The sequence below is a fragment of the Paenibacillus hodogayensis genome (genome assembly GCF_039536325.1).
In the GTDB taxonomy this organism is placed as follows: Bacteria; Bacillota; Bacilli; order Paenibacillales; family NBRC-103111; genus Paenibacillus_AB; species Paenibacillus_AB hodogayensis.
The window spans coordinates 180,078-206,090 of record NZ_BAAAYO010000012.1 but is presented as its reverse complement, the minus strand read 5'-3'; the positions used below and the strand labels follow the sequence as shown (position 1 = coordinate 206,090).

25 protein-coding genes and 2 tRNA genes are annotated in these 26,013 nt (G+C 53.4%); 13 read left to right on the top strand and 14 right to left on the bottom strand.

The genetic code is table 11. The annotated features are described in order from the left end of the window. Window positions 1–14: 14 nt before the first annotated feature. The 6 genes from ABD796_RS26065 to ABD796_RS26040 all read left to right on the top strand — a co-directional run bounded on the left by ABD796_RS26065 (window position 15) and on the right by ABD796_RS26040 (window position 5,231). Entirely contained in the window at window positions 15–1,112 is a 1,098-nt protein-coding gene (locus tag ABD796_RS26065) for an MBL fold metallo-hydrolase (protein WP_344913592.1), read from the top strand. A gap of 218 nt (window positions 1,113–1,330) precedes the next feature. Continuing rightward, window positions 1,331–2,017, top strand: coding sequence for a response regulator transcription factor (locus ABD796_RS26060; RefSeq protein ID WP_344913588.1), 687 nt, complete (start codon window positions 1,331–1,333; stop codon window positions 2,015–2,017). Continuing rightward, a complete protein-coding gene (locus ABD796_RS26055) occupies window positions 2,004–3,095 on the top strand; it encodes a sensor histidine kinase (RefSeq protein WP_344913585.1) in 1,092 nt (363 codons plus the stop codon). The genes ABD796_RS26060 and ABD796_RS26055 overlap by 14 nt, the downstream gene beginning before the upstream one ends. Further along, the gene (locus tag ABD796_RS26050; protein WP_344913629.1) at window positions 3,062–3,940 is read left to right on the top strand and encodes a hypothetical protein; all 879 of its coding nucleotides are present in this window, start codon (window positions 3,062–3,064) and stop codon (window positions 3,938–3,940) included. The genes ABD796_RS26055 and ABD796_RS26050 overlap by 34 nt, the downstream gene beginning before the upstream one ends. Further along, window positions 3,933–4,655 (top strand): cytochrome c biogenesis CcdA family protein, encoded by a 723-nt coding sequence (locus ABD796_RS26045; protein WP_344913582.1) that lies wholly within the window; start codon window positions 3,933–3,935, stop codon window positions 4,653–4,655. Before ABD796_RS26050 ends, ABD796_RS26045 begins: the two co-directional genes overlap by 8 nt. 18 nt (window positions 4,656–4,673) lie before the next feature. After that, the gene (locus tag ABD796_RS26040) at window positions 4,674–5,231 is read left to right on the top strand and encodes a peroxiredoxin family protein (RefSeq protein ID WP_344913579.1); all 558 of its coding nucleotides are present in this window, start codon (window positions 4,674–4,676) and stop codon (window positions 5,229–5,231) included. 325 nt (window positions 5,232–5,556) lie between these two features. Here the strand turns inward: ABD796_RS26040 and ABD796_RS26035 are convergent, their stop codons facing one another. The 5 genes from ABD796_RS26035 to ABD796_RS26015 all read right to left on the bottom strand — a co-directional run bounded on the left by ABD796_RS26035 (window position 5,557) and on the right by ABD796_RS26015 (window position 11,672). After that, the gene (locus ABD796_RS26035) at window positions 5,557–6,372 is read right to left on the bottom strand and encodes an ABC transporter permease (RefSeq protein WP_344913623.1); all 816 of its coding nucleotides are present in this window, start codon (window positions 6,370–6,372) and stop codon (window positions 5,557–5,559) included. A gap of 133 nt (window positions 6,373–6,505) precedes the next feature. Further along, window positions 6,506–7,276 (bottom strand): ABC transporter ATP-binding protein, encoded by a 771-nt coding sequence (locus tag ABD796_RS26030; protein ID WP_344913576.1) that lies wholly within the window; start codon window positions 7,274–7,276, stop codon window positions 6,506–6,508. A gap of 95 nt (window positions 7,277–7,371) precedes the next feature. Then, entirely contained in the window at window positions 7,372–8,442 is a 1,071-nt protein-coding gene (locus ABD796_RS26025) for an aliphatic sulfonate ABC transporter substrate-binding protein (protein WP_344913572.1), read from the bottom strand. Window positions 8,443–8,528: 86 nt separating this feature from the next. Then, window positions 8,529–10,673 carry an arylsulfatase gene (locus ABD796_RS26020; protein ID WP_344913568.1) on the bottom strand — a complete coding sequence of 715 codons (2,145 nt, stop codon included), beginning with the start codon at window positions 10,671–10,673 and terminating at the stop codon, window positions 8,529–8,531. Between the two features lie 72 nt (window positions 10,674–10,745). Beyond that, complete coding sequence (locus ABD796_RS26015) at window positions 10,746–11,672, bottom strand: TauD/TfdA dioxygenase family protein (protein WP_344913565.1); 927 nt, start codon at window positions 11,670–11,672, stop codon at window positions 10,746–10,748. Between the two features lie 448 nt (window positions 11,673–12,120). Between ABD796_RS26015 and ABD796_RS26010 the strand changes: the two genes are divergently transcribed. From ABD796_RS26010 to ABD796_RS25990, 5 genes are all read left to right on the top strand, one after another. After that, a complete protein-coding gene (locus tag ABD796_RS26010) occupies window positions 12,121–12,714 on the top strand; it encodes a TetR/AcrR family transcriptional regulator (protein WP_344913563.1) in 594 nt (197 codons plus the stop codon). 607 nt (window positions 12,715–13,321) lie between these two features. Continuing rightward, the gene (locus tag ABD796_RS26005) at window positions 13,322–13,534 is read left to right on the top strand and encodes a hypothetical protein (protein WP_344913560.1); all 213 of its coding nucleotides are present in this window, start codon (window positions 13,322–13,324) and stop codon (window positions 13,532–13,534) included. A 180-nt stretch (window positions 13,535–13,714) separates the two neighbouring features. Continuing rightward, on the top strand, window positions 13,715–13,822 hold the full coding sequence (locus tag ABD796_RS26000) for a LuxR C-terminal-related transcriptional regulator (protein ID WP_344913620.1): 108 nt from the start codon (window positions 13,715–13,717) through the stop codon (window positions 13,820–13,822). Window positions 13,823–13,903: 81 nt separating this feature from the next. After that, a tRNA-Pro gene (locus ABD796_RS25995) sits at window positions 13,904–13,980 on the top strand. Between the two features lie 19 nt (window positions 13,981–13,999). Then, window positions 14,000–14,073 (top strand) — tRNA-Gly (locus ABD796_RS25990). A 259-nt stretch (window positions 14,074–14,332) separates the two neighbouring features. Here ABD796_RS25990 and ABD796_RS25985 read toward each other — a convergent pair. From ABD796_RS25985 to ABD796_RS25970, 4 genes are all read right to left on the bottom strand, one after another. Beyond that, window positions 14,333–15,421, bottom strand: coding sequence for a GerAB/ArcD/ProY family transporter (locus ABD796_RS25985; RefSeq protein ID WP_344913557.1), 1,089 nt, complete (start codon window positions 15,419–15,421; stop codon window positions 14,333–14,335). Between the two features lie 43 nt (window positions 15,422–15,464). Further along, on the bottom strand, window positions 15,465–15,668 hold the full coding sequence (locus ABD796_RS25980) for a hypothetical protein (protein WP_344913554.1): 204 nt from the start codon (window positions 15,666–15,668) through the stop codon (window positions 15,465–15,467). Between the two features lie 130 nt (window positions 15,669–15,798). After that, window positions 15,799–16,995 carry a Ger(x)C family spore germination protein gene (locus ABD796_RS25975; RefSeq protein ID WP_344913551.1) on the bottom strand — a complete coding sequence of 399 codons (1,197 nt, stop codon included), beginning with the start codon at window positions 16,993–16,995 and terminating at the stop codon, window positions 15,799–15,801. Window positions 16,996–16,998: 3 nt separating this feature from the next. Then, the gene (locus tag ABD796_RS25970) at window positions 16,999–18,453 is read right to left on the bottom strand and encodes a spore germination protein (RefSeq protein ID WP_344913548.1); all 1,455 of its coding nucleotides are present in this window, start codon (window positions 18,451–18,453) and stop codon (window positions 16,999–17,001) included. Between the two features lie 200 nt (window positions 18,454–18,653). On the opposite strand from ABD796_RS25970, the gene ABD796_RS25965 reads away from it, so the two are divergent. Then, window positions 18,654–19,961, top strand: a complete 1,308-nt coding sequence (locus tag ABD796_RS25965; protein ID WP_344913545.1) for a DEAD/DEAH box helicase — start codon at window positions 18,654–18,656, stop codon at window positions 19,959–19,961. Between the two features lie 63 nt (window positions 19,962–20,024). Here the strand turns inward: ABD796_RS25965 and ABD796_RS25960 are convergent, their stop codons facing one another. The 5 genes from ABD796_RS25960 to ABD796_RS25940 all read right to left on the bottom strand — a co-directional run bounded on the left by ABD796_RS25960 (window position 20,025) and on the right by ABD796_RS25940 (window position 24,506). After that, on the bottom strand, window positions 20,025–21,167 hold the full coding sequence (locus ABD796_RS25960) for a conserved virulence factor C family protein (protein ID WP_344913542.1): 1,143 nt from the start codon (window positions 21,165–21,167) through the stop codon (window positions 20,025–20,027). A 93-nt stretch (window positions 21,168–21,260) separates the two neighbouring features. Beyond that, the gene (locus ABD796_RS25955) at window positions 21,261–21,857 is read right to left on the bottom strand and encodes a guanylate kinase (protein WP_344913539.1); all 597 of its coding nucleotides are present in this window, start codon (window positions 21,855–21,857) and stop codon (window positions 21,261–21,263) included. Between the two features lie 141 nt (window positions 21,858–21,998). Then, window positions 21,999–22,808 carry a flagellar motor protein MotB gene (gene motB / locus ABD796_RS25950; protein ID WP_344913536.1) on the bottom strand — a complete coding sequence of 270 codons (810 nt, stop codon included), beginning with the start codon at window positions 22,806–22,808 and terminating at the stop codon, window positions 21,999–22,001. Beyond that, window positions 22,780–23,589, bottom strand: coding sequence for a flagellar motor stator protein MotA (gene motA / locus ABD796_RS25945; protein WP_344913533.1), 810 nt, complete (start codon window positions 23,587–23,589; stop codon window positions 22,780–22,782). Before motA ends, motB begins: the two co-directional genes overlap by 29 nt. 239 nt (window positions 23,590–23,828) lie before the next feature. After that, window positions 23,829–24,506, bottom strand: a complete 678-nt coding sequence (locus ABD796_RS25940) for a hypothetical protein (protein WP_344913530.1) — start codon at window positions 24,504–24,506, stop codon at window positions 23,829–23,831. A gap of 337 nt (window positions 24,507–24,843) precedes the next feature. On the opposite strand from ABD796_RS25940, the gene coxB reads away from it, so the two are divergent. Further along, complete coding sequence (gene coxB, locus ABD796_RS25935) at window positions 24,844–25,920, top strand: cytochrome c oxidase subunit II (RefSeq protein WP_344913527.1); 1,077 nt, start codon at window positions 24,844–24,846, stop codon at window positions 25,918–25,920. Window positions 25,921–26,013 lie beyond the last annotated feature (93 nt).

The window sequence follows — 26,013 nt, the reverse complement described above, 5'->3', positions numbered from 1 at the left end:
GTGAAGAAAACCGAATGAAATATATCATTTTATTGGCCGTAATCGTGATCTTGATTTTATTGGTACTAAACTATTATCCTCCTCTTGGCGGAAAAAGCTCGGCGGAAAGTCAGAAAAGAATAAAGGAATCGCCGCAATTTAGCGACGGGAAATTCCGCAATGCTATTCCGACACCTATGGACTACAGTCTAAAGGACACAAGCGAGGCTCTCATACAAACGATAAAAGGGAATCCGCGCGGCAGGCCCAAGGGCAGTCTCCCGATCGAGCCCTTTGATGCGAAAGCATTCAAGGAAAAGACAGAGGACCAAGTGGTATGGTTTGGGCATTCGACACTATTACTGAAAGTAAATGGGGTTCATTTATTGATAGACCCCGTATTCGGGCAGTATGCTTCTCCGGTCTCTTACTTTGGTCCCAAGCGCTACAGCAAGAAGCTGCCGGCCGAGATCAAGGATTTGCCTGAAATTGATGCTGTGATTATATCGCATGATCATTATGATCATCTGGACTATGGCACCATTCGAAAGCTGAAAGGAAAAGTAAAGCAATTTATAGTCCCGTTAGGCGTTGCGGGACATCTGACGAAATGGGGCGTAGATCCGGATCGTATTCAGGAGCAAGACTGGTGGGATGAGCATTCGTTTCAGGGACTAACGGTAGTTAGTACGCCGGCAAGACATTTCTCCGGCCGGGGCGGCAATAGCGGAAGTACGTTGTGGAGCTCTTGGGTTATTCTTAGTGAAAACTCGAAGATCTATTTTAGCGGGGACAGCGGGTATGGACCTCATTTTAAAGCTATCGGCGATCAATATGGACCGTTTGACCTCGCGCTCATCGAATCGGGCCAATATGATGATAGATGGGCCAATATTCATATGACTCCCGAAGAAGCCGTGCAGGCAAACCTCGACGTACAAGGTCAACGGATGATCCCCATTCATTGGGGGGCTTTCACATTAGCGTTACACAGCTGGACAGATCCTATTGAGCGAGTGAAACAAGCAGCCGATCAACGGGATCTGGCACTGGCAACACCCAAAATAGGGGAAATCGTAACAATAGGTACGAAGGAATTCCCATCCTCCAACTGGTGGGAAGAGATAGACTGATGGTATGGAAAGGTTCATCCGCCACACATGGAGAAGCAGCCGATTGAATGTCGGCTGCTTTTTCTTGTATATATCACCATTTCATTTTACACAGGACTTATGCCATAATGGTATTTTCCTTAAGGTGTGTTATGGCGAAGGCACATGACCGTTGAACTTTAACGTTTCTTTAAAATGAAAGGTTAAACTTTAAACGATAGTGGGGGGGAGAGGGATGTATGCTCGACACACACATTTTAATCGTTGAAGACGATGCGAAAATAAGAAAGCTTCTTCGATTGTATTTGGAAAAAGACGGCTACCAAATCATAGAGGCGGAAGATGGGGAAGCCGGCATGGAAGCTTTCCAAACATTCGATCCTTGTTTTGTCATTACAGACTTGATGCTGCCCAAGCGGAGCGGACAAGAATTGTGCAAATGGATTCGAACGGAGCTCAAAAGCGATGTACCGCTGATCATGCTGACCGCCAAAGTAACGGAACAAGAGCGGATTGAAGGACTCCGGATGGGCGCTGACGACTATATTATCAAGCCTTTCAGCCCTGAAGAGGTGGTGACGCGCGTAAATACGGTCCTGCGGCGGACGGCTAACCGGTGCAGCAAGATCAGCTTCAACGGCCTCACCATCAAACCGTCGCGCGGAGAGGTCAAGTATAAAGGAACGAACATTTCGCTGACTCAGCATGAATTCAAATTGCTGTATTTTCTGATGAGAAATCCGAATCAAATTTTGTCGCGAGAGCAGATTTTGGGAGAGCTATATCCGAACGAGGAAAAGAGCGTGATCGACCGAACCGTAGATGTGCATATGGGCAAACTCAGGGAAAAAATCGAGACGTCTGACGAAATACCGCGTTTCTTTGAGACTGTTCGTGGAATGGGGTATCGCTTTGCTGCCTATTAAACGGCTTACTATGTGGAAACAGCATGTAGCGTGGAAATTAATCGGGGTTAATGTGCTGGTCATGCTTATTGTCATATGGCTGGTTGGCGTTTCGGTGAAAGATTTTGCCTGTTTGCTAGTTGCTCAATACCAGCTTGTCGGCGATGAAAAGAATTACTTTTTTGACCGGACGATGCATTTTTATTTGATTCGTGCCAGCTTGCTTGCGATTGTCGTCGCTGCCATCATCCATTTTGTATTTATTAAAAAAATATTGTCCCCACTCAAAAGATTAACGCAATCTACTCGTCAGCTTACAGGCGGGTCATACCCGAAGCCCGTGGAAGTTTCATCTACAGATGAAATCGGCGAACTGGCCCGGCATTTTAATGCGATGACTTTAACGTTGAAGCAAACGGAAGAAAACCGCAAACGAATGCTAAGCAGCGTTTCCCACGATTTACGCACTCCGCTTAGCAATTTGCATGGTTATCTGGAGGCTTTGAGCAATGGAGTGATTTCTGGAGACAGAGACTTGTACATGTCCCTGCTTGAAGAGACCCGGCATATTACGCGGCTCGTCGAGCAATTGCATCAGCTTTCCGTGTGGGAAGACCGTCAGGCTGGAAGCATAGCCGCGAGCCCGATTTCAATCGATGAAGTGATTGTGCGCTGCGTAAAATCGTTTCAACTCGAATTCCAGAGCAAGGAGCTGGAACTGGATATTTCGGTCGCTCAAGAAATAGTAAGGACGGACGAGGATGCGTTAAAGCAAGTTTTGACCAATCTGATCCAGAATGCAATCAGCCATAACACCGGCCAAGTGATCTGGATATCTGGCGTTATTGAACCTTGTGACTATCGAATCACGGTCAGCAACATGGGGGAGCCGCTGCCGGAGCCGCTTCAGGAATTGGTGTTCGAGCGTTTTTATCGGACGGACCCGGCAAGACATCGCGGAGGGAGTACATCCGGAAGCGGGCTTGGCCTCGCCATTGTGAAGGAAATCGTCAACAAGCTTGGCGGAAAGGTTGGGCTGACATCACGGAATAACAAGCACTCGTTTTGGATCACGATTCCCCGCATCGAGAAAGGCTAACAAACAGCGTACTCTGTTTGTTAGTCTTTTTTGTCATGCGAATTTTTGTGCTTATAGAGAACTTGCATTCGGCTTCGGCAGAAACGGAAGATTTTTCAGGGAATCGCTTTATCGTTTCTTTAAAGAAGGCAGGTAAGCTGGAGTACAGAAAGGGGTTATGGATCTTGCACACGATTCAAATCGGAACCGTGGTCTTGAACGGGCCATTGCTTCTGTATGTGCTATTTGGAGCAGTTGGCTGGTTGATCATGAAATACCGGCTTCGCGAAGCAGCGGAAAGAGACTTGATCCTATCCTGTGCAGCGAATGCGTTCTGGCTTTGGTTGATCGTCTGGAAAGGAAGCTATATGTTGGCTCATCCGGTTGAATTTATTCAGCAGCCGATGGCTTTGCTTTATTTTGACGGTGGGACTCGCGGGATGTGGACCGCCAGTCTGGTGTCCGCAGCCTATATCGGGTATCGGTCTTGGAGACGCTCCTTATCGATCCAAATGTGGTTGGATCTCGGAGTATGGCTCCTATTCGGATGCTGGTTCGTCTATCATAGCTTATTGCTTGCTATAAGCGGGGAAGCCGTCTTGTTTCATGCGGCAAGCGCCGCCTTGGCCGCAGGTTGTTTCATTCTATTAGTTGCGTCGCAAAGCCGGACAGATAGTGGAAAGTATGTGGGTTATGCCGTTTGGTTCTCAGTTGGCAATGCGCTGCTGCCATTTTTAGTATCAGACCGTCCGTTGCGGTGGCTGTCGTTCAGTACACAACAACTAGTGTTTATGCTGGCTGCCGTCTGTTTAACAGGGTGGTCCGCGTATGCCGAGAGGAGGAAGAAGGAAGGTACTCATGGATAATATTACGCTTGTCATCGCTTTTGCGGCAGGAATGCTTTCCTTTTTATCGCCTTGCGTATTCCCGCTCATTCCCGCATACGTGTCCTATTTAACCGGCTCGTCCTTCGAAAACGGCAAGCTTGTGGTGCATCGGGGGAGTTTACTGTACCAATCTCTATTTTTTATTGTCGGCTTCAGCCTGATTTTTATCGCTATGGGCGCCTCCGCAAGCTTTGTTGGTCGGTTCTTTGCGCAAGAACGCGAGCTGGTACAGAGAATTAGCGGTCTGCTGATAGTTGTATTTGGTCTGCAAATGGTTGGATTATTAAACCTTCGCATCCTGATGTCAGGTAAAACTTGGGGGACCAAAACGGATAGCAGCCGCGGAGCAATCCGATCGTTTTTTACCGGGCTGGCGTTTGGGGCCGGATGGAGCCCCTGTGTGGGACTGGCGCTCTCGTCTATTCTTCTGCTGGCCGGCTCTACAGAGACGTTATGGAGCGGAATCGGCTTGCTGGCCGTCTATTCGCTTGGGTTAGGGGTTCCGTTCCTGTTGATTTCTTTGCTGCTGACATACTCAATGACCATCATAAAAAGAATGAGCAGATGGATGCCGCTGCTATCTAAGATCAATGGCTGGCTGCTCATTGCGATGGGCTTGCTGCTGTTTTCGGGACAATTGCAAAAGCTCAGCGCTTACCTTGCCCGGTTTACGATTTGGGAAATCAATTTTTAATACAGGGAGATGAGCGGAATGAAAAAAAGCTGGATCGCGATCATGATATTGCTCGGGTTAGTTGCTTACGGCGGCTACGATTATGTTAGCAAGTCATCTGCGAAAACGGAGGAAGCTGGGAATACAGGGGAAACGAGCCTGGAGAAAGGGACTGAAAAAGGCCAGCTTGCTCCGGACTTTGTATTGCACGATTTGCAAGGACGGGAAGTTCGTCTTTCTGATTTTCAAGGCAAAACCGTCTTGATTAACTTTTGGGCGACATGGTGTCCGCCGTGCCGCATCGAAATGCCGCATATGCAAAAATTTTATGAGGATTATCATTCAAAGGACATCGTGATTATTGGTGTTAATCTGACACCTTCCGAGAAAACGATCGATTCTGTCCAGGCTTTCGTAGACGAACAACGGCTGACTTTCCCGATTGTGCTAGATATGGAAGGAAGCGTTACGCAAACGTATCGGATTGCTGCCTATCCGACGACGTACTTGCTGGACTCCAAGGGGGTTATCCGTGAGAAATTCCGGGGTGCGATTCATTATGAAATCATGAAAGATGCCGTTGCCAAAATCAGATAACGGAGAATCGGATCTTGTTTTGAACGTTTGACCTAACAGAATATAGGGCTTAAACCTACAAGCTGACATTGGTACTATCGGCATCAGCTTGTTCCTTTCCAAAGTGCCTGTACATATACATTGTGTCGTTTTATAAACTGTGATAGAATGACAACTTCACACGAAGTTGGCCCGGCGTTAGTGTAACTTTTCATGCCGAACAGAAAGTCTGCTACGCTTTAGCGCTTTAGCGAACGAAAACTTTCTGATGTAGAAAAAACGGTGCCGTTCCGACAGGGAACGGCACCGCTCTTTTTTTCATGCCAATCCGGCAAACGCGGCCCTTCTAACCGCGATAGCTATCCTGCCATTTCAGCAGCTTTCCTTCCAACAATCGGACAACGGAATCGGTCAGCTTGCCGACCACGGCAAATACCAGGATGCCGACAAACACCTCTCCCGTCCGCATGAAGCTGCGCGCATCCATAATCAGATAGCCGATCCCCGCATCGGCCCCCATCAGCTCCGCTACCACAAGGCAAAGCCAGGCGATGCTCAGAGACAGCCGCAGGCCGAGCAGCACATTCGGCAGGGCGGCGGGCAGCACCAGCTGCGTCACTTGCTTGAAGCGGCTGAATTCCAGAACACGCGCGACATCGAACAGCTTGGCATCGACATTGCGCACGCCGAGAAAGGTGTTTACATATAAAGGGAAAAATGCTCCCATGGCGATCAGCAGCACTTTCGACAGTTCGCCGAAGCCGAACCACAAAATGAAAAGAGGCGTAATCGCCAGCAAGGGAACGGTCCGCAGCATTTGCACGGTCGGGTCGAGCACCTGCTCGGCTTTGCGAAAGAGGCCGACAATCAGGCCGATCGTAAGGCCGAGACTGCCGCCGAGCGCAAAACCGAGCGCCGCACGCGCGACGCTCACTTGCAAATGCTCGAACAGATCGCCAGAAGCGATCATGCGGTACATTTCGATGGCGATCGAGACGGGGGACGGAAACAGCTGCTGGGACACGATGCCCCACGCGCTGACGAACTGCCAAACGAGCAGCGTGAGCAGGGGCACCGTGCTGCCCAACAGCACGCGCCGCGACACATTGCCGCGAGACCGCCGTTTGGCGACGTCGGGTGAAACGATGCGTTCCTCCGGCATCGCCGGCGCATCCGTCGTATTTGTCGTATTCGTCGTATTCGTCGTATTCGTCGTATCTGTCGCATCCGGCAGCAGGGCAGGCGCCTGCGACTGGGCTGGTAAGGGCATAAGGACTCTCCTTTGCATTTCGGGCTTAAATGTCCCAGCTTTGCTCATCCGGCTCCGTTCGCTCCAGCGTACGCAGCACCAGGGTGCGCAGCTCCTGGAACGAAACGCTTGTGCGTTTGCGCGGATAAGGCAAATCGACCGGGATGACTTCCTTGATGCGACCGGGTCGGGCGTCGAGCACGACAATGCGGCTCGACAGAAAGACGGCTTCGTCGATGTCATGCGTCACGAATAGCATCGTGGTCTGATTCTCGCGCCAAATATCGAGCAGCGCCTCCTGCATATGGCCGCGCGTGAAGGCGTCGAGCGCGCCGAACGGCTCGTCGAGCAGCAGGACCTGCGGGCTGCGCATTAACGCGCGGGCAATCGCCACCCGCTGCGACATGCCTCCGGACAGCTGCTTCGGGTAGCTCTTCTCAAACCCCTGCAGCTTGACCAGGCGGATCAGTTCATCTACCTTGCGCTGCACTTCCGGCTTCTTCAGCGGCAAATCCGCAGCGATGTTGCGTTCGACGGTCAGCCAGGGGAACAGCCGGTGCTCCTGAAAAATGAAGCCTTTCTCCCGGGAAGGACGATCGACCTGTTTGCCCTCGAGCTGAACGCTGCCCGTATAATCGACATCGAGGCCGGCGACGATTTTGAGCAGCGTGCTTTTGCCGCAGCCACTCGGTCCGATGATTGACAATATTTCATTCTGACGTACGGTCAACTCGATACGATCCAGTACATGCGTCGTGCTGTCGGCGTTGTGAAACGATTTGTTCAACCCGCGTATTTCCAAAGCGGCGGACGGCATCGGGTTCCTCTCCCTTTCGTTTCCCGTTCGCCCGAGCAATCTGTCCGGCGCTTGTGCGGCGAACAGGCTGCCCGGAGCGCAAACCGGGCGAACGGTTACTTTTTGGACTTCTCCAGATAAGAATTGTCGACGACTTTGGAAGGGTCGATTTTCGTTTTGATCGAGCCGTTGCTGAGCAAAATATCCGCCGATTCTTGCTGCAGCTTGACATATTGGTCCGTAATCGGTGCGTTGATCGCGTCCTTAAAGTCGAGAATTTGCAGGACCGACGGCTTGTCGAGCTTCCGAACCCGCGAGTAAATGTCGGCGGCTTCGTCCTTGCTGTTGTTCTGCAGATCGGTCGCCCGCTGGAAAGCCTTCAGAAAAGCGGCGACAAGCTCGGGGTGATCCTTGCCGAAAGCGCCTCTTGCTACCAAAAAGGCCGGCGCGGATATGTGCTCGGTTTCACCGCTTGCGATCAGCGTCGCCCCGTTTTTGTTCGTCTGCGGAATAATGGATATGTCGATCGTTGCCCAGGCGTCCACCCTTTTCGTTTCAAAAGCGGGCTGCGCATCGGCTGTCGCCAAATTGACCACCCTCACGTCGTCTTCTTTCAGACCGTGCTTTTGCAGCACCTTGATCAGAAACACATGCGGCGTTGTGCCTTTGGCCACGGCGATTTGTTTGCCCTTCAGATCGGCCACCGATTTGATTGGGCTGTCCTTCGGCACGATCAGGCCGTTCTGCCTGTCGCCGACGCTGATGAGCGAAATTTCCTTGAAATCGGCGTTGGCCGCCTGCGCCACCAGCACCGCGCCGTCAGCCGCATAGGAAATGTCCACCCGGCTCGATTGCATCGCTTCGAACATCGGCGGTCCGCTGGCGAATTCGCTCCAGCTCACCTCGGCGTTCAGCTTGGCAAATTCCTCCTCCAGCCAGCCTTTGTCCTTTAGCAGATGCATCGGCGATAAGCCTCCCTGAACGGCCACGTTGACCGTCACCTTCTTGCCTGACGGCGCCGCCGGCTGGCTTGGCGCCGGGGATTGGGCCTGAGAGCCGGCTAGTGATTGGCTCGCCGGCGGTTGCTGGCTCGCCCCGCCGCTTCCATTCGATTTGGCGCCGCATGCGACAAGCAGCAGCATTACTGCTGCAAGCAAGATCCATCCTTGAAACCATCTTGTTTTCATTTTTCAATTGCCATCTCCCGTTCCTTGGAAGTAAGGTATTCATTTCTCATGCCTGTTACCCGCAACCCGCATCGTAAGAAATCCGTTTAGCGATTCTGGTCATCCGCCAGCTCGAAGACGACCTTTTCGATTGAGCCTGTAAAAGGAAACCCGTTTCTGTCCCGGTACGCAGCGCTTACCGGCGACAACTTGTCGACTCCGACGTCGAGTCCCTCCATCGACAGAATGACCGGCATCGTCGCCGGATGAAACACGCTGCCGACGGCGACTCCGTCCGCATACAATGTGCCGTTGCCCTGCAGACGCCCGCTTTTTTCGAACGCGAAGCGGACGGCAAGCTTGCCGACAGGCAGCTCGCGCTCGGAGACGATCGGGTAAATCGTGCCGAGGTAGTTGTATTCGTAATGAAGCCGGTTGCTCAGCACATAAATCGTCAGCCCGCTGCTGTGATCGCCGTAGGCAACAAGCACGCCTTCCTCCGCCGCCGACTGCCGTTCGATCGGAATGTCGATCGTGTAGGAACGATCGATCAGCGATGGCGCGGCGAACGACTCCAGCCGTGTCAGCCCGGGATAGTAGGTCATTCGCCTGCGGTTTGCGGGCGAATTGGCGCTTACTGCGCCGAACAGCGACACGCCCTTGTCAAGCAGCGGCGTCACCTTGTAGGCACCCGCTTCCCGCCACCAAATTTCCCGCAGCTCCTGCAGCTTCTCCGGTTGTTCCTCCGCGAGGTCGCAATTTTCCGCGATGTCTTCGGCTACGTGGTAGAGCTCCCATCTATCGTCCTCGAAAGGCTCCCCCTCCGTATGGCGGGTGACGGCCTTCCAGCCCTCGTGTACGATTGCGCGGTGTCCTTTCATATGAAAATATTGCGTTGTTCGTGTGGATGGCGACAGCCTGCCGCTTTCGACGAAGGAATACGCCATGCTCACCCCGTGCAGCGGCAGCTGCGCCGTTCCCTTATGTACGTCAGGCGGCCGGATTCCAAGCAAATCGTACACCGTCGGCGTCACATCGATGGCATGATGAAACTGTTCGCGAACGCCGCCTTTGTCGGCGATGCCATGCTCGTCATACACGATGAACGGAACGCGCGTGCCGCCGAAGTGGCTGTTCTGCTTGTAGAAGCGGAACGGCGTGTTGCCCGCCTGCGCCCAGCCTTTCGGGTAGTTGTTGGAGGAATACGGTCCGCCGATTTCGTCGATATGCCGCAGATGATCTTCGAGCCGCTCCGGAATACCGTTAAAATAAGCCGAATTGTTGAAGGAGCCATTGTCTCCGCCTTCCTGACTGGCTCCGTTGTCGGCCAGCAGCACGATCAGCGTGTTGTCGAGCCGACCGGTTTCCTGCAGAAAAGCAAGCAGCCGTCCGATCTGCTCGTCCGTATGCGTCAGGAATCCGGAATAGGCTTCCTGGAAGCGCACGAACACCTTCTTCTCGTCGTCTGACAATTCGTTCCACTGGCGCACGTCCGGATTTGGTGTGCCGAGCTCCGCGTCGGCCGGAATGATGCCTAGCTGCTTCTGCCGCTGGAAACGCTCCGCGCGAATCGCATCCCAGCCTTTTTCGTAGATGCCCTTGTACGCGTCGATGTACTCCTGGTGGACGTGGTGCGGACGGTGCTGCGCCCCGAAGGCAAGATACAGGAAGAACGGGTTGTCGGGCCGGACCGACACATGATCCGAAACGAACCCGATCGCACGGTCGACCAAATCCTCGGACAGATGGTAGCGAGGCTTCTGCGGCGGATCGATCATATGATTGTCGTACGTCAGTTGAGGGAAATACTGGCTCGTTTGGCCCCGCAAGAAGCCGTAGTAACGGCTGAAGCCTTTGCCGATCGGCCAATTGTCGTACGGTCCGGCCGGCGAAATTTCATAGGCGGGCGTAAGGTGCCACTTGCCGACCGCATACGTGCCGTACCCCTCGTCCCGCAGCACCTCCGCCACCGTGGCCGCCGACGGCTCGATGCGCCCCCGGTAGCTAGGCGCTTCGGGACCGAGGTCGACATTGGCCAGCGCGCCCATGCCGACCGTATGATGGTTGCGCCCCGTCAGCAAGCAGGCGCGCGTAGGCGAGCAAAGAGGCGTGACCGTAAAATTGTTGTACCGCAGCCCGCCCGCGGCTAGCCGGTCGATGTTGGGCGTGCGGATTTCCGATCCGTAGCAGCCAAAATCGGAAAAGCCGACATCGTCGAAAACGATATAAACAACGTCTTTCTTACCGCTCATCGAATTTCCCTCGCTTTTTATGAAAAATCGATCGTTTGCCGGTCGTCCGGCAAACGCCTTGCGTACTGCGCTTCAGTATGGCCGGTCGCCTACGATCGCCACGCGCTCCGCCACTCGGCGGTGCGGGTAATAATCGGACACGGCGTAATGCTGGGTTGCGCGGTTGTCCCAGAATGCGATCGAGTCGGCTTCCCAGCGGAACCGAACCTGATACTCCGGTACGGCCGCCTGTTGAAACAGGTGCTGCAGAAGCCGTTCGCTCGCCTCCGGCTCCCAGCCGACAATGCGCGTCGTAAAGGACGAATTGACGAACAGCAGCTTGCGGCCGGTTTCCGGATGCGTACGCACGACCGGATGAGCGGCCGGCGGAAACTGCTGCTGGTAAGCGGCCAACCGTTCGGGCGACAGACGGCTGCCGAACACATGGGTGAAATCGTGGTACGCCTTCAGCCCGTCGATTTGCGCTTTGACGTCATCGGCCAAGTTATCGTAAGCCGCTCCCATATCAGCGAACAGCGTATCGCCGCCGTGCGCGGGCACCTCGATCAACCGCAGCACCGTACCGAGTGCCGGATTCGGCCGCCAGGTCACATCGGCGTGCCAGCTGTTCTCCTTGCCGGCCTCCTTCTCGTCCTTGGCCAACCGGACGATTTCGTCATGAGCGCCGCGCGGTGAGAAGGGATGCGTCTCCAGCTCGCCCCACAGCTTGCCGAAAGCAAGCTGCTGCTCGGTCGTTATGCGCTGGTTGCGAAAAAAAATCACCTTCCATTCGAGCAAGGCCCGGTTCAGCTCGGCCTTAATCTCCGGCCCTATCGGCTCGCTCAGGTCGATGCCGGTGATCTCTGCGCCGATCAGCGGTCCGAGCGGCTTGACGACGAACAGCGTATACGGCCGTTCCTGCACCCCCGCCGGCAGCCTGTTCAGCACGCGGGCTCCCTTGAACTGGTTGCGATATGGCAGCTTTAGCGGCCGTTCCTCTTGAGCGATCGTGTCTGACATGGATATTCCTCCTCCTAATGAGAAAAGCTTCTATTGAATCGCCTCGGGTAGTTGGCCCGGTGTTAGCGGAAACTTTTCATGCGAGATCAGGGAGAATTGCTCCGGAGCTTATACTTTCTGATCTCGTAAAAAAATGGAGGCACAACCTGCAGAATGTCCTGCAAGCTGAACCTCCGGTAGTCCAGTAGATTCATGAAGCACCTCAGTTTTACTAACTTACTGATGTGTCAGTCAGTTTAGAATGGTCTAAGCGTATCACCCTAAATACCTTTTGTCAACTCGGAATAGTCGGTTTTTAAACCGAGTGTTTTTTCCTCCTCCCCAAACGTGATATAATCACCGTGTCGCTGAAGCCGCCCCGTCATAAGATCGTACGAGCTTCCGCCAGTTGCGGCCGCACGTGCTACATATGCATCGACAGATGGTTTAATGTAAGGAGGGATTTCGGTTGGCCCGAAATGCAAGCAAGGACCGCCTGCAGCGCGAAGCGCGTCGGCAGCAAATTCTCGATGCTGCGCTGGAGGTATTTTCCCGCCGCGGGCTCGTCGCTTCCAAAATGAGTGAAATTGCAGCTGCTGTCGGTTTGAGCCACGCCAATCTCTATAACTATTTCGCTTCGAAAGAGGAAATTTATGCGCACCTGCTGGGCACGGCGGGCAGTAATTTTGTCGAGCGGCTGAGCGAAGCGCGGGCACAGCCTGGTCTGGCCATCGACAAGCTGCGCTGGCTGGCCGAAACGTACGTGCAGAGCAGCGATATCGTCAAATATTTTTTACTCGTCCTGCAGGCCAAAACGGTGGAAATGTTCCCGTACGAAGAAAAGCAGGCGATGATCAGACAGTCGGTCGACAATTATCGGCCGCTGATTCAAATTATGGAGGAAGGGCAGCGCGACGGATCGGTGATCCAGGGCGACCCGGAGGAAAAGGCGTTGTTGTTCATTTCGCTGCTGCACGGCATTATTTTGCTGCCGGTAAAAGGGTATCCGCAAGTATCGCTGTCGGCTGTCGACACGATCATGCGTCTGATTAAGAGCCCTTAAGACGGCGAATAGCTCTGCTGGGGTAGGGACGACATCAAAAAACATTTCTCCCTCGATTTAATAAAGGCAGTCGATCGCTTCTGGCCGGCTGCCTTCTATTGCGGAGCCGTATCCCGGCTCTTAACTTAGTCTTGTATGGGACAGGCGCCGGACTATCGGGCTGATGTGTATTCGATCGGCGTGCTGCTATATGAATGGTTTACCGGAAGCCTGCCGTTTCACGGAAACAATGCTCTGGAATGGGCTTATCACCATTTGGCTTCTTGGCCGGAGCTCGTCCATGAGTGCAATGGCTCGATTCGATGGTAGCGGAAATCGTTCATAAATGTTTGGAGAAGATGCCTCCGTCTCGTTACGCCAGCGCTTAGCGCGCATAACGGGCCTTCCGTCTGAAACGGTTAGGGAACTGGCAGGGGATGCCGTTCGCGAACGGCTTTTGTAGCCTAAAGGGGCATGGGCCGGCGAGTACGTCTTCCGGCACGATCAAATCCAGACGTCACTGTACACCCGGCTCCCTCAGGCCGATCGCCTCCGGATTCATGCTGGGATAGGCTGGGAACTGGCGGATAAGTGGAAACGGGGAGAGGAGGAAGATATTTTTCTCATTTTGCATCATTTGAATCGAACGGCGGAATCGGCTAGACACATTTCTAGGCAGGTGGAGCTTGCAGAACTGAACGTAAGAAGGGCGCTGCAGGCCAAGCAGGCGCTTGCCTACGAGACAGCGCTGGCCTATTTGCGCCTTGCGACGGAATTGCTGGATGAACAATGCTGGCAAGCCGGTATGCGATTATGCTTCAAGCTTTCCTCGAGAGGGTGAAGGCTGTTTGCTACTCATCCGGATTCCTTTGTATCGGCCGGGGCTCCCGACCTCGGCGGAGAAGGCACTCAACGGCACGACTTGAGCTTTCGATTGTCACGTCGTCTTATTTTGGCGAGCGGGAAAAGCATATCCCTTCTGCTCGTGAAAGGAGCAAGCAACCGGGAAGTCGCGGCGTAGCTGCGCATTGCCGAAGGGACCGTTCGCAATTATATCAGCACCGTATACAGCAAGCTGGATGTAGTCGACCGCGTACAGGCAGTCGTCCGTCTGCAATCGATGCTGTAGCATACCGATGATGATAATTCTGGGAAAAAAGGTTGACATGAAAGTCGCTTATGGTAAAATAGCATATGTGACTTTCAGAAACGGGACGTAGCTCAGCTTGGTAGAGCACCTGGTTTGGGACCAGGGGGTCGCATGTTCAAATCGTGTCGTCCCGACCATTTTGTATTTCCCTGATATGCGGGTGTAGTTCAATGGTAGAACTTTAGCCTTCCAAGCTAATAGCGTGGGTTCGATTCCCATCACCCGCTCCATCATGAGATCGAAAAGCCTTGATTCATAAGGCTTTTTTTTGTTTTTGATAAAGCTTCAGATCTGGCGCTGGAGCTCAATTAGATCGCCCTTCCGGTCGCACGGACATTCAGGCAACCTTATACCGCAGATTCTCGCAACAATCGTGTTCGCAAGGTAGATGCCAATGCACAAGGTGCGCCTCACCTAAGTTCTCGCCCCGGAGGGCGGCTTGCTGCCGCTTGCAAACGTTGCCCTCCGGAGGCGGGGCAGATCCAGAATTCAGCTTCGTACACGCCGCTTGCGAAACCGGGCAAGCACCAGGAATAGGAGCGGAAACAAAAGGCCGTACAAAAGCTCGTATTCGAACACATACCGGGTGTCCCACGAAATATTTTCCACAATGTTTTCGCTGCCAAGAGCCAAACTGGAGACGATCAAGATAAGCGGCACGGCGACCCACGTTCTATCTTTCAGGCCGAGCAGCTGACAAAGTCCGAATACGGCGGCGTAAAACGTCGTAGACAGCTTGATGAAGATCGCCACCAGCAAAACAACCGTGACCGAAGCCTCGAGATGCTCGATGAACGAGCCAATCCGGATTTCCTGGACGATCAGAAACAAGGGGGACGTTCCGTGCGACGCGCGCGTGACCCCCAGAACGCCTACCATAAACAACGTTAGGGCGCATAGGAAGAGCGCGCCGATAAGCACTCCCCAGAATAACGCTTTTTTTCCACCCTTCCGCACATACGGGAACAGCATCATCAATGTGATAACCTCAATGAAGGGGAAGGCGATAATGTTGCGCGTCTCCCTTACCGTCTTCCACACGTTTAGGCGGAAGGCGGGCTGCAGCCGTTCTGTATCCCATTCAGGAATCATTAGAAAACATATGACCAGGAACGTCAACATAATGACGGGTGTCAGAATCTCGTTCGTTCTGGCGATCGTCTCGGGTCCCTTGATCGCGGCATAGCAGACTACAAGCAGCAGCATGATGTGAAAGACGGAAATCGGGGTCCGCGGCATTAAAGTAGTGGTCATAAAATCGCCCAAATTCCGGACAACCCAACTGGATAATTGGATGAAGAAGCCGATATACAGCAGGGCGATCGCGCCGCCGAGCCATTTGCCTGCAGCCGCCGTACATATTTCAATCCATGTCATTTGGGGGTACTGCTCTGCCAGTTTTACCCATAAGTAGACCATTCCGATTCCGGCTGCTCCAGTCCACGTCCATACTATCCAGGCATCCTGCTTGGCAATGGCGATAAGGGCTCCGGGACGGAGAAAGAACGTCGTCCCCATCGTATAGACGAAGCTTAGAAGATAAAACTGCCAGCTGCTGATCCGAACCTGTTCTCTCATTTCCTCACCCCGCCTAAGATGGTGACGTCTTCCATGTTTTTGCTTAGAGCCCGAGCCTGTCTATAACCCAGGCAATCCAATGATTGGGTTTGAGAGGCCGTTCCAGAAACACAAAGATCCAGCACACAAAGCCTATCGATGCGATCGTGCAGAAAACGGCGATTTCCTTGGCCGGCTTGCGCTGCCGGCGCATTTGATAGAGTGCGAGGCCGAACGCCAGGATGAAAAAAAGGATAAACCAGATCATCCGCAAGCCTCCTTCTGGATTAGTACAAAGTCAGACCTTAATCGGTATCCTTGGAATAGACTGAATCCCTTGTACCTCAAGGGAGCGAGCCTCCTGGCATACACAGGATTAGCTCTGACTTTGTACTAGGTCAATGCGCTCCTTTATACGGATCAATCGCGCCACCGACATCTCTTAATGTACTGGACGCTTGGACGCGGATGATCGTCTTCCGCCACAATTTGTTGTCTTCCCGGGCTTGGGCCCACTGCTCCCCGCGTTTGTTCTTGACGCTCTCCTCCAGTCCGAACAAGTCCCAACCCTTTTCCGTGTAATGCTGAAAGAAAGCTTCCCCCAGCGCTTTGATTTGATCGTTGAACGCTTCTTTGATCTCGGCGACGTTGGCCGTTGTCAATTTTACTTTTTGTTCATTGTTCAGAATTACCAGGCTGGCCCGGAGGTTCACTTCTAGGACGGGTTTGCCTTCTACGAGCGAAAGCCGCTTTTTCGACTTGATCTTGGTCGCGGAAAGGTCGACCGGACCGGAGGGCAGCTCGATGTTCGAATAAAAGATCTTCGTGTCTCCTTTAAGCAGATGGTACACGGACACATCGAGCAAATCGAGCTTTCCGATCATGGTATCCTTGTTGAATACCGCGCCTCCGTTCACCTGGATACTGCTCTTGCTGCCGTCTATTTTCTCATATCTTGCCGTATTGTCCGCCTGTGTTGGCTGGTGTAGCGATACAAGGGGAAGTACGGTCAGACGCGAGCTCTCCATATTCTCGATCAGATCCTTGATCCTGGATTTCAGGCTGACTGTGCTGGACGATTTGGCCTGCCACTCGACCAACGAACGCAAATAGCGTCCCGGCACTTTTTCCAGCAGCGTGAAGGTATCCATCATCTCTTCCATTGGCGTATCGGTTACGAGAAGGTAAAGATCGGTTCGGCGGTTGTACTGCCGCTCAATAAAGTTAATAAACGGCTCGAGACCTTGCCTCGCAAACCGTTCCGACACCAGATAAGATTGAAATTGGTCGGGAAACAGCTCTCGCGGGATCACATCGGAGGACTTTTTCGACAACTGGGCCAGTGTCGGGGCTTCCACCCGGTACGAGTAGACCGGAGCCTTAACGGTCGTTCCCCGCTGGGCGGCGATCGCCGAAGGATTAATAATATGGTAGTAGACGATTTGGTTATTCGTCTTCGGGTCCACGTCTCCCCCGGCCAGCGAGCCGATCGCCAATTGATTGACCTCGGCCAAATCCCAGCATCCGGTCAGCCCGAACAGGCAGCACACGGCGCATACGAGCAGCAACAGCTTTTCTCCACGCAATCGTCTCACCTTCTACTTGATCTTCTTGCGGTTCATGAGCGGAGGCTTCTTCATGAACGAACGGGGTGCCCGAACCACAATATCTTTCCAATCCTGTAACACGGTTGGCGCCAACGGGGCCATATAAGGTACGCCAAATGACCGGATGGAGGTTAAATGGACGAGGGTGAACAACACTCCGCATAAAACACCGAACAGCCCCATAAAGCCGGCAAGAGCCATATAGACAAACTGCAGAAGCCTTTGGGTAATGCCAAAGCTGTAAGCGGGAGAGACGAAGTTGGAAATCGCCGTAGTCGACACGACAATGACCATAGCGGCCGTAACTAGCCCTGCTTGAACAGCTGCCTCTCCCAGCACAAGCGCGCCTACGATGGAGATAGCCTGACCGGCAATGCGCGGCATGCGAAGGCCTGCCTCACGCAGCACTTCAAAGGTAACCATCATAAGTAGCGCCTCTAAAAAAGCGGGGAAAGGGACGCCTTCCCGCTGAGCCGCAATGTTGATCAGCAGCGGATTCGGCAGCAGTTCCTGATGATAAGAGACGACGGCGATGTAAATGGAAGGAACGAACACGGCCAGCATAAAGGACAGCATTCTCAGCCAGCGCAGCAAGGTCGCGATATCAGCTCTCTGGTAATAGTCTTCCGGCGCCGTAAAAAATTGAAAAAACGTAATCGGGCCCACCAGCGCAAAAGGGCTGCCATCGACCAGCACGACCACCCGTCCCTCCAAAATATGCGAAGCCGCCACATCTGGGCGCTCCGTCTCCAGCATGGTCGGGAACGGGGAGAACGTTTTATCCTGAATCCACTCCTCTACAAAGGTGCTGTCCAGTATCGCATCGGTTTTGATCGAGCGAATCCGCGACCGGAAGCATGCCAAGACATCGGGAGGAGCCATGTGACGCAGGTAAAGGAGATGGAGCTTCGTTTTGGTCACGTTTCCGACTTCCAGCAGCTCGACACAGAAATCGGGGTCTCTGATTCTTTTGCGCAGCAGGCACAAATTCAGCTCAATATTTTCGGTAAGCCCTTCACGCGGCCCGTGCACCGTGGTCTCGGTTTTGGGCTCGGAAATCGCCCGATTGATTGTAGCGGAAGCGTCCAACAGCAAAACTTCATTCGTATGCGGCAGCAGCAGAATGCACTGTCCGTTCAGCAAGCCTTGGATGCAGGCATCGAACTCGGTTGCTACCTGCGAGGGGACGAGCGGTATTTTCTTCAATAAATCGGAAGCGAGCTTTTCGGGCTTGTCGCCAGTGCCGCCTGCCTGTGCTCCATCCAGAAACTGAAATACGTAATCCTCAATCTTCCCCATGTCGACGAGTGTTTGCATAAACAGGCAGTGCAGTTGAACGCTCTCCGATAGGGTAAACGTTCGGTTAATCAAGTCCGGCGGGTGATTGAGCCGATCGGCAAGACGGTCCGCCAATTGCTTCGGATGGATATCGCGCAGATGTGACATACGGGCTTTTTTCCCTCTTTCCGGTACGACGTTTCCCGGTCTATCCAGTTCATACCTATCGTTCCCATCATTCCCGCGACTATGCGTAAAATAATGGTATTTGTTATTTGCCGGTATTCCATGCGGTTTGTAGAACCTGTACCATTGTGATATAGTGGGAAAAATGGTTGCATCCGAAACGGGAAAGGTGAACAACAACGATGAGCTCCGAATTTGTAAAACTGGGCGTTCGGCCGGAATTTCAAAAAGAACTGGCCTCCCATGGCATACACGAACCAACGCCGGTTCAAACGCAATCCATTCCGCTGCTTCTGGCGGGGAGGGATGTGGTCGCTCAAGCGCAGACCGGCACCGGGAAGACGCTTGCTTTTGTGCTGCCGATATTGGAGCGGCTTGAACCGAAGCGGCCTTTCACGCAAGCGCTGATCATCACGCCGACGCGGGAGCTGGCGGTACAGATCGCCAAAGAAGCCGGACGGCTCGCTCCTTTGGTAGAAGCCGAGGTTCATGCGATCTACGGCGGTACGGATATCGACCGGCAAAACCGCAAGCTGGAGCGAATTCCTTCCGTTGTCGTCGGTACGCCGGGGAGACTGCTCGATCATGTTAAACGCGGGACGCTTTCGTTAATCGGGGTACGCATGGTAGTTGTGGACGAAGCTGACGAAATGCTGCGCAGGGGCTTTCTGGAGGAAGTGGAGACGCTGATCGCGCTGACCTCGGACAAGAGACAGGTGATGCTGTTCTCCGCCACGATGCCGCAGCCGATCCGCGAGCTGTCCGAACGGTATATGCGCAAGCCGGAACAGCTGCGGGTTGCCGGCAAGCAGGTAATGGTCGCGGAGATTGAGCAGGCTGTAGTAGAGACGCCCGAATCCGATAAAACGAAGACGCTGCTTCAACTGATTGCGCATTATCGTCCTTACTTGGCTATCGTGTTCTGCAGCTCGAAAGGAAGAGCGAACAAGCTCAACGAAGCGTTGAAAGAGGAAGGCATCGAAGCCGATGCGCTGCATGGCGAGCTTTCCCAGGCGAAGCGCGAATTCGTGCTCAAGCGGTTCCGCGAAGCCAAGTTGCAGGTGCTTGTCGCAACGGACATTGCCGCGCGCGGTCTGGATATCGAGGGGGTAACCCACGTCTTCAACTATGACGTGCCGCAGGATGTGGAGTGGTACATTCACCGCATCGGCCGTACGGGACGCGCCGGAGAAAGCGGCGTAGCGATCACCTTGGCCACGACACGCGACAAGATCCGTCTCGCCAAGCTGGAAAGCAAGATCGGCGCGAAGCTTCCGCGTCGCAACGCAGAGGGTTCGCTCATGGCAAGCGAAGTCGCCAAGAAGCCTGTCGCCAAACCGGGGGCAAGCCGCAAGCCTTCCTCCTTCGGGCAAGGCCGCGGGCGGAACGGAAGTTTTGACCGGAACGGTTCCAAGCCCGCAGGAAAAGGCGGCAAACATACGCCGCGCTATGCCTCGACAGCTAAAAAAGGGGCAAGCAGAGGAAAATAACGAAATCGATAACAAAGGAGGGCTGTCCGTCGGACAACCCTTCTTTGTTATTCCGGTAGAGATTCAGCTTTCGTTGCGGCGCGTCATCTGCTGCCAAACCGAGCCTTCGGCCGCTCCGCCGCCTTCGATCCGCTCGATGGCCATTTTGACTTGCATGCGGACTTCGAATTCGGCGTCGTCGGCTGCTTCATGAAGAGCCGGCAAAACCGTGTCATCTCCGGCTTCGTACAAGAAGCGGGCAGCGCGCCAGCGGACGAGCTTGTTTTTGTCGCGCAGCGCTTCCGTCATCGGACCGATCGCCGCGGGATCTCCGACGTCGGATAGGGTGTCGCCGGCGGTTCTGCGTACGGATACGGAATCATCGCGCAAAGCTTGGAACAAGTAGGGGAGCGCCTCCGGCTCGCGAATATCGCCCAAATAAACAGAAGCAAGCCTCCGTACCGACGATTGCGGGTCGTTAATCGCTTTGGCCAACAAGGGCAGCTTCTCGGGAACGGGCTTCATTTGCTGCAAAGCGGCATAGCGTACTTTCCAGTCGGGGTCGTCGAGCAAACGATCGACTTCCTCGGAGGGCAGCTCCTCCTTAGGAGCCGGTGGAGTCACCTCTCCACCAGTTCCGGCCGTTTCGGCCGCCTGCACAAGTTCGGCCAGCCGTTCGTCGGAATAGGAGGCGTCCAGCTCCTGCACGATTTGTTCGGCAATCTCCTGCAAATCCCCGTAACGAACCCCCATTTCCTCCAGCGTTCGCTCCTTAATCAGATTCGGCGAGGCGCTGCCTGCCTTCATGGCCGCTTGAACGAAACGCTCCGGCATGGCCCGGCGCGCCTCCTCGAGTCCGGTGCGCACGCGGATTTGCATCGGGATCGAGCGGAACGTTTGCATAAGCACGGTCGCTTCGCCGTACGTATCCATACCCGCCGCAGGATCGGGAACCCCCATGGAGTGAACTTCATCGGAGCCCAGAATGGCGCGAATATGGGTTAGAATGTGTTCCCAGTCGCCTTTGGGCGTGCGGTCCACCGCGATAAAATCGGCAGTATGAAAAACGGCGGTAACACCCGGTATATCAAGAATGGAACGAAAGACGGTAGGGGCCGTGGAATCGGTTTTCGTGTAGGTCCGTTTCGCGCCTTTAGGCAAGCTTTCGTCCAGATTGATTTTCATTGAATTCGGACTCGGCGTCGGTTCGATCGATACTATTCTCATTGCTCATCCCTCCTGCCTCTATTGTGTCACAAAATGAAGCAAGAAAAAACCCCGCGCGAGCGAGGGGAGGGGATGGAGAATACTGTGATAGGTTTAATCCAGATTCAGAAGCTGTCGGTTCAAATAGCGTTCGATCACATTGGTAATGGAAAACACCGTATGGGACAAATCCACGTTCTCGAAGCTATGCTCGCATTCCGGCAAATGAGACATAGCGGCGCTGTACAGCGACATGCGGCTCTCCACGGCCTCTACGCCGTCACCGCGATCCACCTGCCGTCTCCAGAGCGACTCGCGGTCAGCGTACAGGAAGAGACGGATGACGCGGTCGCCATAAGCCTGCTTCAGCATCCGTGCGCCTTCCGGGTTCAGGATCACGTAGACGAACCGGTGCTCTGACCAAAGTTTCTCGATATCGGATTGCTTGATTCCATAATGATGCCCTTCCGTAAACACCGCTTCGACAAACTCTCCGTTCGCCTTGGCTTGCAGGAACGATTCCTGGTCGATGAAATGATAGTCCTGGCCTTCCCGTTCCCCCGGCCGCGGTTCGCGTGTCGTGTAAGAAAGCGCCTTCTTCAGCTCCAGCGTCGATCCCGTCATATCCGCTATCGTCTTGCGTCCCGAACCGTCGGGCCCGGTAAAAACAAACAAACGCGGCTTCGCGCCGGCTTCCCGTTTATCCGTCATAGATCGCACCTCCCGTTCCGTAATCGGTCGTTGACCCATGGCGTCAACGAACAGGCTGCGAATGTCATGTATCATCTTATTCGGCAATAACGCAAAAAAGAAGAGCCCTGTCAAGAAAAGGGCTCTTCCGTTGCTGTTCGGTCATTGCTTCTTGCCGTCGGCGCCGATGACATTAGGCGATTTGATCGTTCTTAGGATGGACACTTCCACCCGGCGGTTTTTGGCCCGGCCGTCGGCGGTATCGTTCGAGTCGATCGGCTGGAATTCCCCATAACCGATGGCGCGGAAACGATTGGCGGTAATTTTATCGTTCTGCAGCAGGATTTTCATAAAATTCAAAGCCCGCTTGGCGCTCAAATCCCAGTTCGTCTCAAACTCCGCATTGCGGATCGGCACGTTGTCCGTATGACCGGATACCTCGATCTGATACTGGGGGTATTGGGTCAGCATATCGGAGATGGTGACCGCCAGCTTCTGGGCTTCCGGCTTGACGTTTGCGCTGCCGGACGCATATAGGGCATTATCGCGAATCGTAATCATGAGCATATCGTTGGTCAGCTTCGTTTCCAGCTGCGTGGTCAATTGATTGTCTTGAATATATCGATCGAGCTTTTGCTTCAGTTCTTGGAGCTCCGCCGTTTCCTTGCGGATTTGCTCTTGTTCGGCTCCTTGCTTCTCGGACAGCTGCTTGGCTTCCTCGAGCTTTTTGTTCAGATCGGAGGCCGGGTCTTCCATGATCGGTACGACCTGAGGCTGATCGAAAAAGCTCGAGCCGCCGGTAAAGGCGGAATTCAAGCTGCGCATGATCGAATTGTATTTTTTCGAATCCATTTCGCTGGAAGCGAACAGGATGATGAACAAGGCGAGAAGCAGCGTCAGCAGGTCGGCATAGGGGATAAGCCAGGACTCGTCAATATGCTCCTCATGATGCTGCTTGTGCTTTTTGTTCACTGCCTTCCTCTCCTTTATTGCTGGCGTAACGTTCGGATGGGGCGAGGAATACGGACAGCTTCTGCTCGATCGCGATAGCCGAGATGCCGGATTGAATGGACAGCAGTCCTTCAACCATCATCATTTTGACCTCGACTTCTTTTTTGGAAATTTGCTTCAGCTTGTTAGCGAACGGATGCCAGAGCACGTAGCCGGTAAAAATACCGAGCAAGGTGGCCACGAAGGCCGCCGATATCAAATGTCCGAGCGCTTCGACCTGGTTCAAGTTGCTGAGCGCGGCGATCAGACCGACAACCGCCCCCAGAACGCCGAGAGTAGGGGCGTAGGTGCCCGCTTGCGTAAAGATCAGCGCGCCCGAGCGGTGCCGTTCCTCCATAGCCGATATTTCTTCCATTAATACGTCATGGATAAATTCCTGATCGTTGCCGTCGATGATCATCCGCATGCCGTTGCGCAGGAACATGTCGTCGATATCGTCGACCTTGCTTTCTAGCGCGAGCAACCCTTCGCGGCGGGTAATGGAAACCCACTCGATAAACAATTGGATCAATTCCTTCTTGGATACGAGCTTTTGCTGCTTGAAGAGGATGGCGAACAGCTTAGGGACCTTTTTCAAGTCAGACATCGGGAAGGCGATGAAGATGGCCGCAACCGTGCCCAAGATGATAATCATAATCGCGGCAGGATTCGCAAGCGAGCTAAGATGAGCTCCCTTTAATACCATACCTACCAAGAGAGCGACAAAGGCTAAAACTATGCCAATGCCTGTAGACTTTTCCATTATTACACCGTCCTTATGTAATCCGACCTATATGGCGGGCGTTATAGAACTACTTATTCGATTCATAACGACAATTTCCTGCCTATTCTTACATAAATGTATCCAGTTCAACGAACTATTTCTCGTTTTTTGGGGAGAACAGACGAAAGAAACCCGCATCGGACGATGCGGGTCGCTGCAGAGCAGAGCGGAAACAACCTATTTAGATGAAGAAATACATTCGGAATGCGTCCCGGGTATTAGGGATTCGGATCAATAACGCCATGGTCCCCAAAATGATCCTGAACTAGCGCGTTGAAATCGGAGACATACGGCTGAAGGGAGGAACCGCGCCACGCTTCATGGGCATATTCGCTGAAACGGTTGATGAACTGCTGATTGGCCGAAACGAATACATGGGCTACGTTCGGATGAAGCTCCATCACGCGCTCGGTCAAGCGGCGTACAAGCTCGCTCGATAAATCCTGCGGGTTCGGAATCGTATCGAAGCTGTATTTGTCCATCACGATATCGCCGGGCGGCAGCACGTAAGACACATCGGAATGATCGTCGACGCCGGGAGAGGCGATGGTCCTGTCGCTGAACAATATCGTGCCTTTGCCTTTCATGCCCGTCGCCGTATTGTCCAGTACGGCAGCTACATAAGCGTTCTTGTCCGTCACGATGACGAATGAGCTGCGAACGCCCTTCAACTCGTCAACGGCGTCGGTCGTCGATTGGACGAAGTCCAGACGGGTATTGTTGTGGTCTGCCGCCTTGAGCTGCGTATTGTAGCTGCGGTAATTGCGTTTTTCCTCCGTTTCGGTCCGGCTGCCGTAATCGGAAGGACCGCTTTCGAATTGTTTCTGGTACGAGCAGGCGGCGATCCAGACGAGGGCGGCCAAGGCGATGCAGGTGAGCGTTATATTCCGTCTCATGATTTGCCTCCTTGTCAAGAAGAAGTCCATTCGTATCATTTGCTTTGCTCCCTCTAAATATGCAATCGGCCGGTTTTGCATAAACCGTCTGTTTAATGGAAATAACCTTGATGTGCGCTTTTGGCGCGGCGCTGCAAACGGAAAATGCCCGAAACCCTTTGATTTAGAACAATTTGTGAACTTTCCCACATCGATTGACAAAAGGTTTCGGCGAATTTATATTTAATAAGGTGATTAGGTTTGTTGACAAAATGTGGCCATCCATGATAGCGCTAATAGATTGGTCTTGGAGGGACGATCGGTCTATTAAACACAGAGAATTGGGGTTGATGAGTGAATGAGACGGTGGCAGTCTGCATGGCGTATAATTCCATTGTTTGCGGTATTAACGTTCATGCTTACGGGTTGTGGTTTGGAAAATTTGACGGCTTTGGATCCGAAAGGTCCGGTGGCGGAAAAGCAATTATCGGTCATTTACCTCTCTTTGATCGTTATGATCGCCGTATTTGCGGTTGTTGCGATCATTTACGTCTATGTTCTGGTCCGTTTTCGCAAACGGCCGGGGCAAACCGGGGTTCCGAAGCAGGTGGAAGGCAATCACAAGCTGGAGATTATCTGGACGGTTATTCCGTTTCTGCTGCTGATCGTCATTGCGATACCGACCGTCAAGTATACGTTTGAATTGGACAAGGATTACTCCAAGGATCCGAATGCGCTGCAAGTCAAAGTAACCGGACACCAATTCTGGTGGGAATTCGAATACATGAACGAGAAAGTAACGACTGCTCAGGATTTGGTCATTCCGACAGGCAGAACGATTGCGTTCCACCTGGAATCGGCCGACGTCATCCACTCCTTCTGGGTACCGGCGCTTGGCGGCAAGAAGGATACCAATCCGGGCATGACCAATATGCATTATTTGAAAGCCGACAAACCGGGTACTTACTACGGTAAATGCGCCGAGCTTTGCGGACAATCCCATGCTTTGATGGACTTTAAAGTGAAAGCAGTCTCTCCGGAAGAGTTCGACCGTTGGGTAGGCGGTATGAAAACGCCGACAGTCGTTGCCGCTTCCGCCCAAACGCAAGAAGGCGAGAAAATTTTCAAAGACAAGTGCCTTGCCTGCCATGCCATCTACAATACGCAGTCGAAACAAGTCGAAGGCGGCAAAGTGGGACCGAGCCTCTTGAACTACGCGGACCGCTCGACCGTAGCCGGAATATTGTTCAACCGCGATCCTGGCGATTTGAAGAACAACCTGCAAACGTGGCTTAACGATCCGCAAAAAGTCAAACCGGGCAACTTGATGCCGAATCCGAAAAACGTCCCGGGTAGCAAGATGGAGCAAAGCCTCGATTTGAATGATCAACAAATCAACGCGTTGGTTGAATACTTGGCTGGTCAAAAGCATTAAGATTCGCGTACAAGAAAGCTTAATCGCCGGTAAAGCTCAGCGGATGCTTACGCAAGCGGCCTTTGCTGGCGAAAAAGTTCTTAGGAGGGTTAC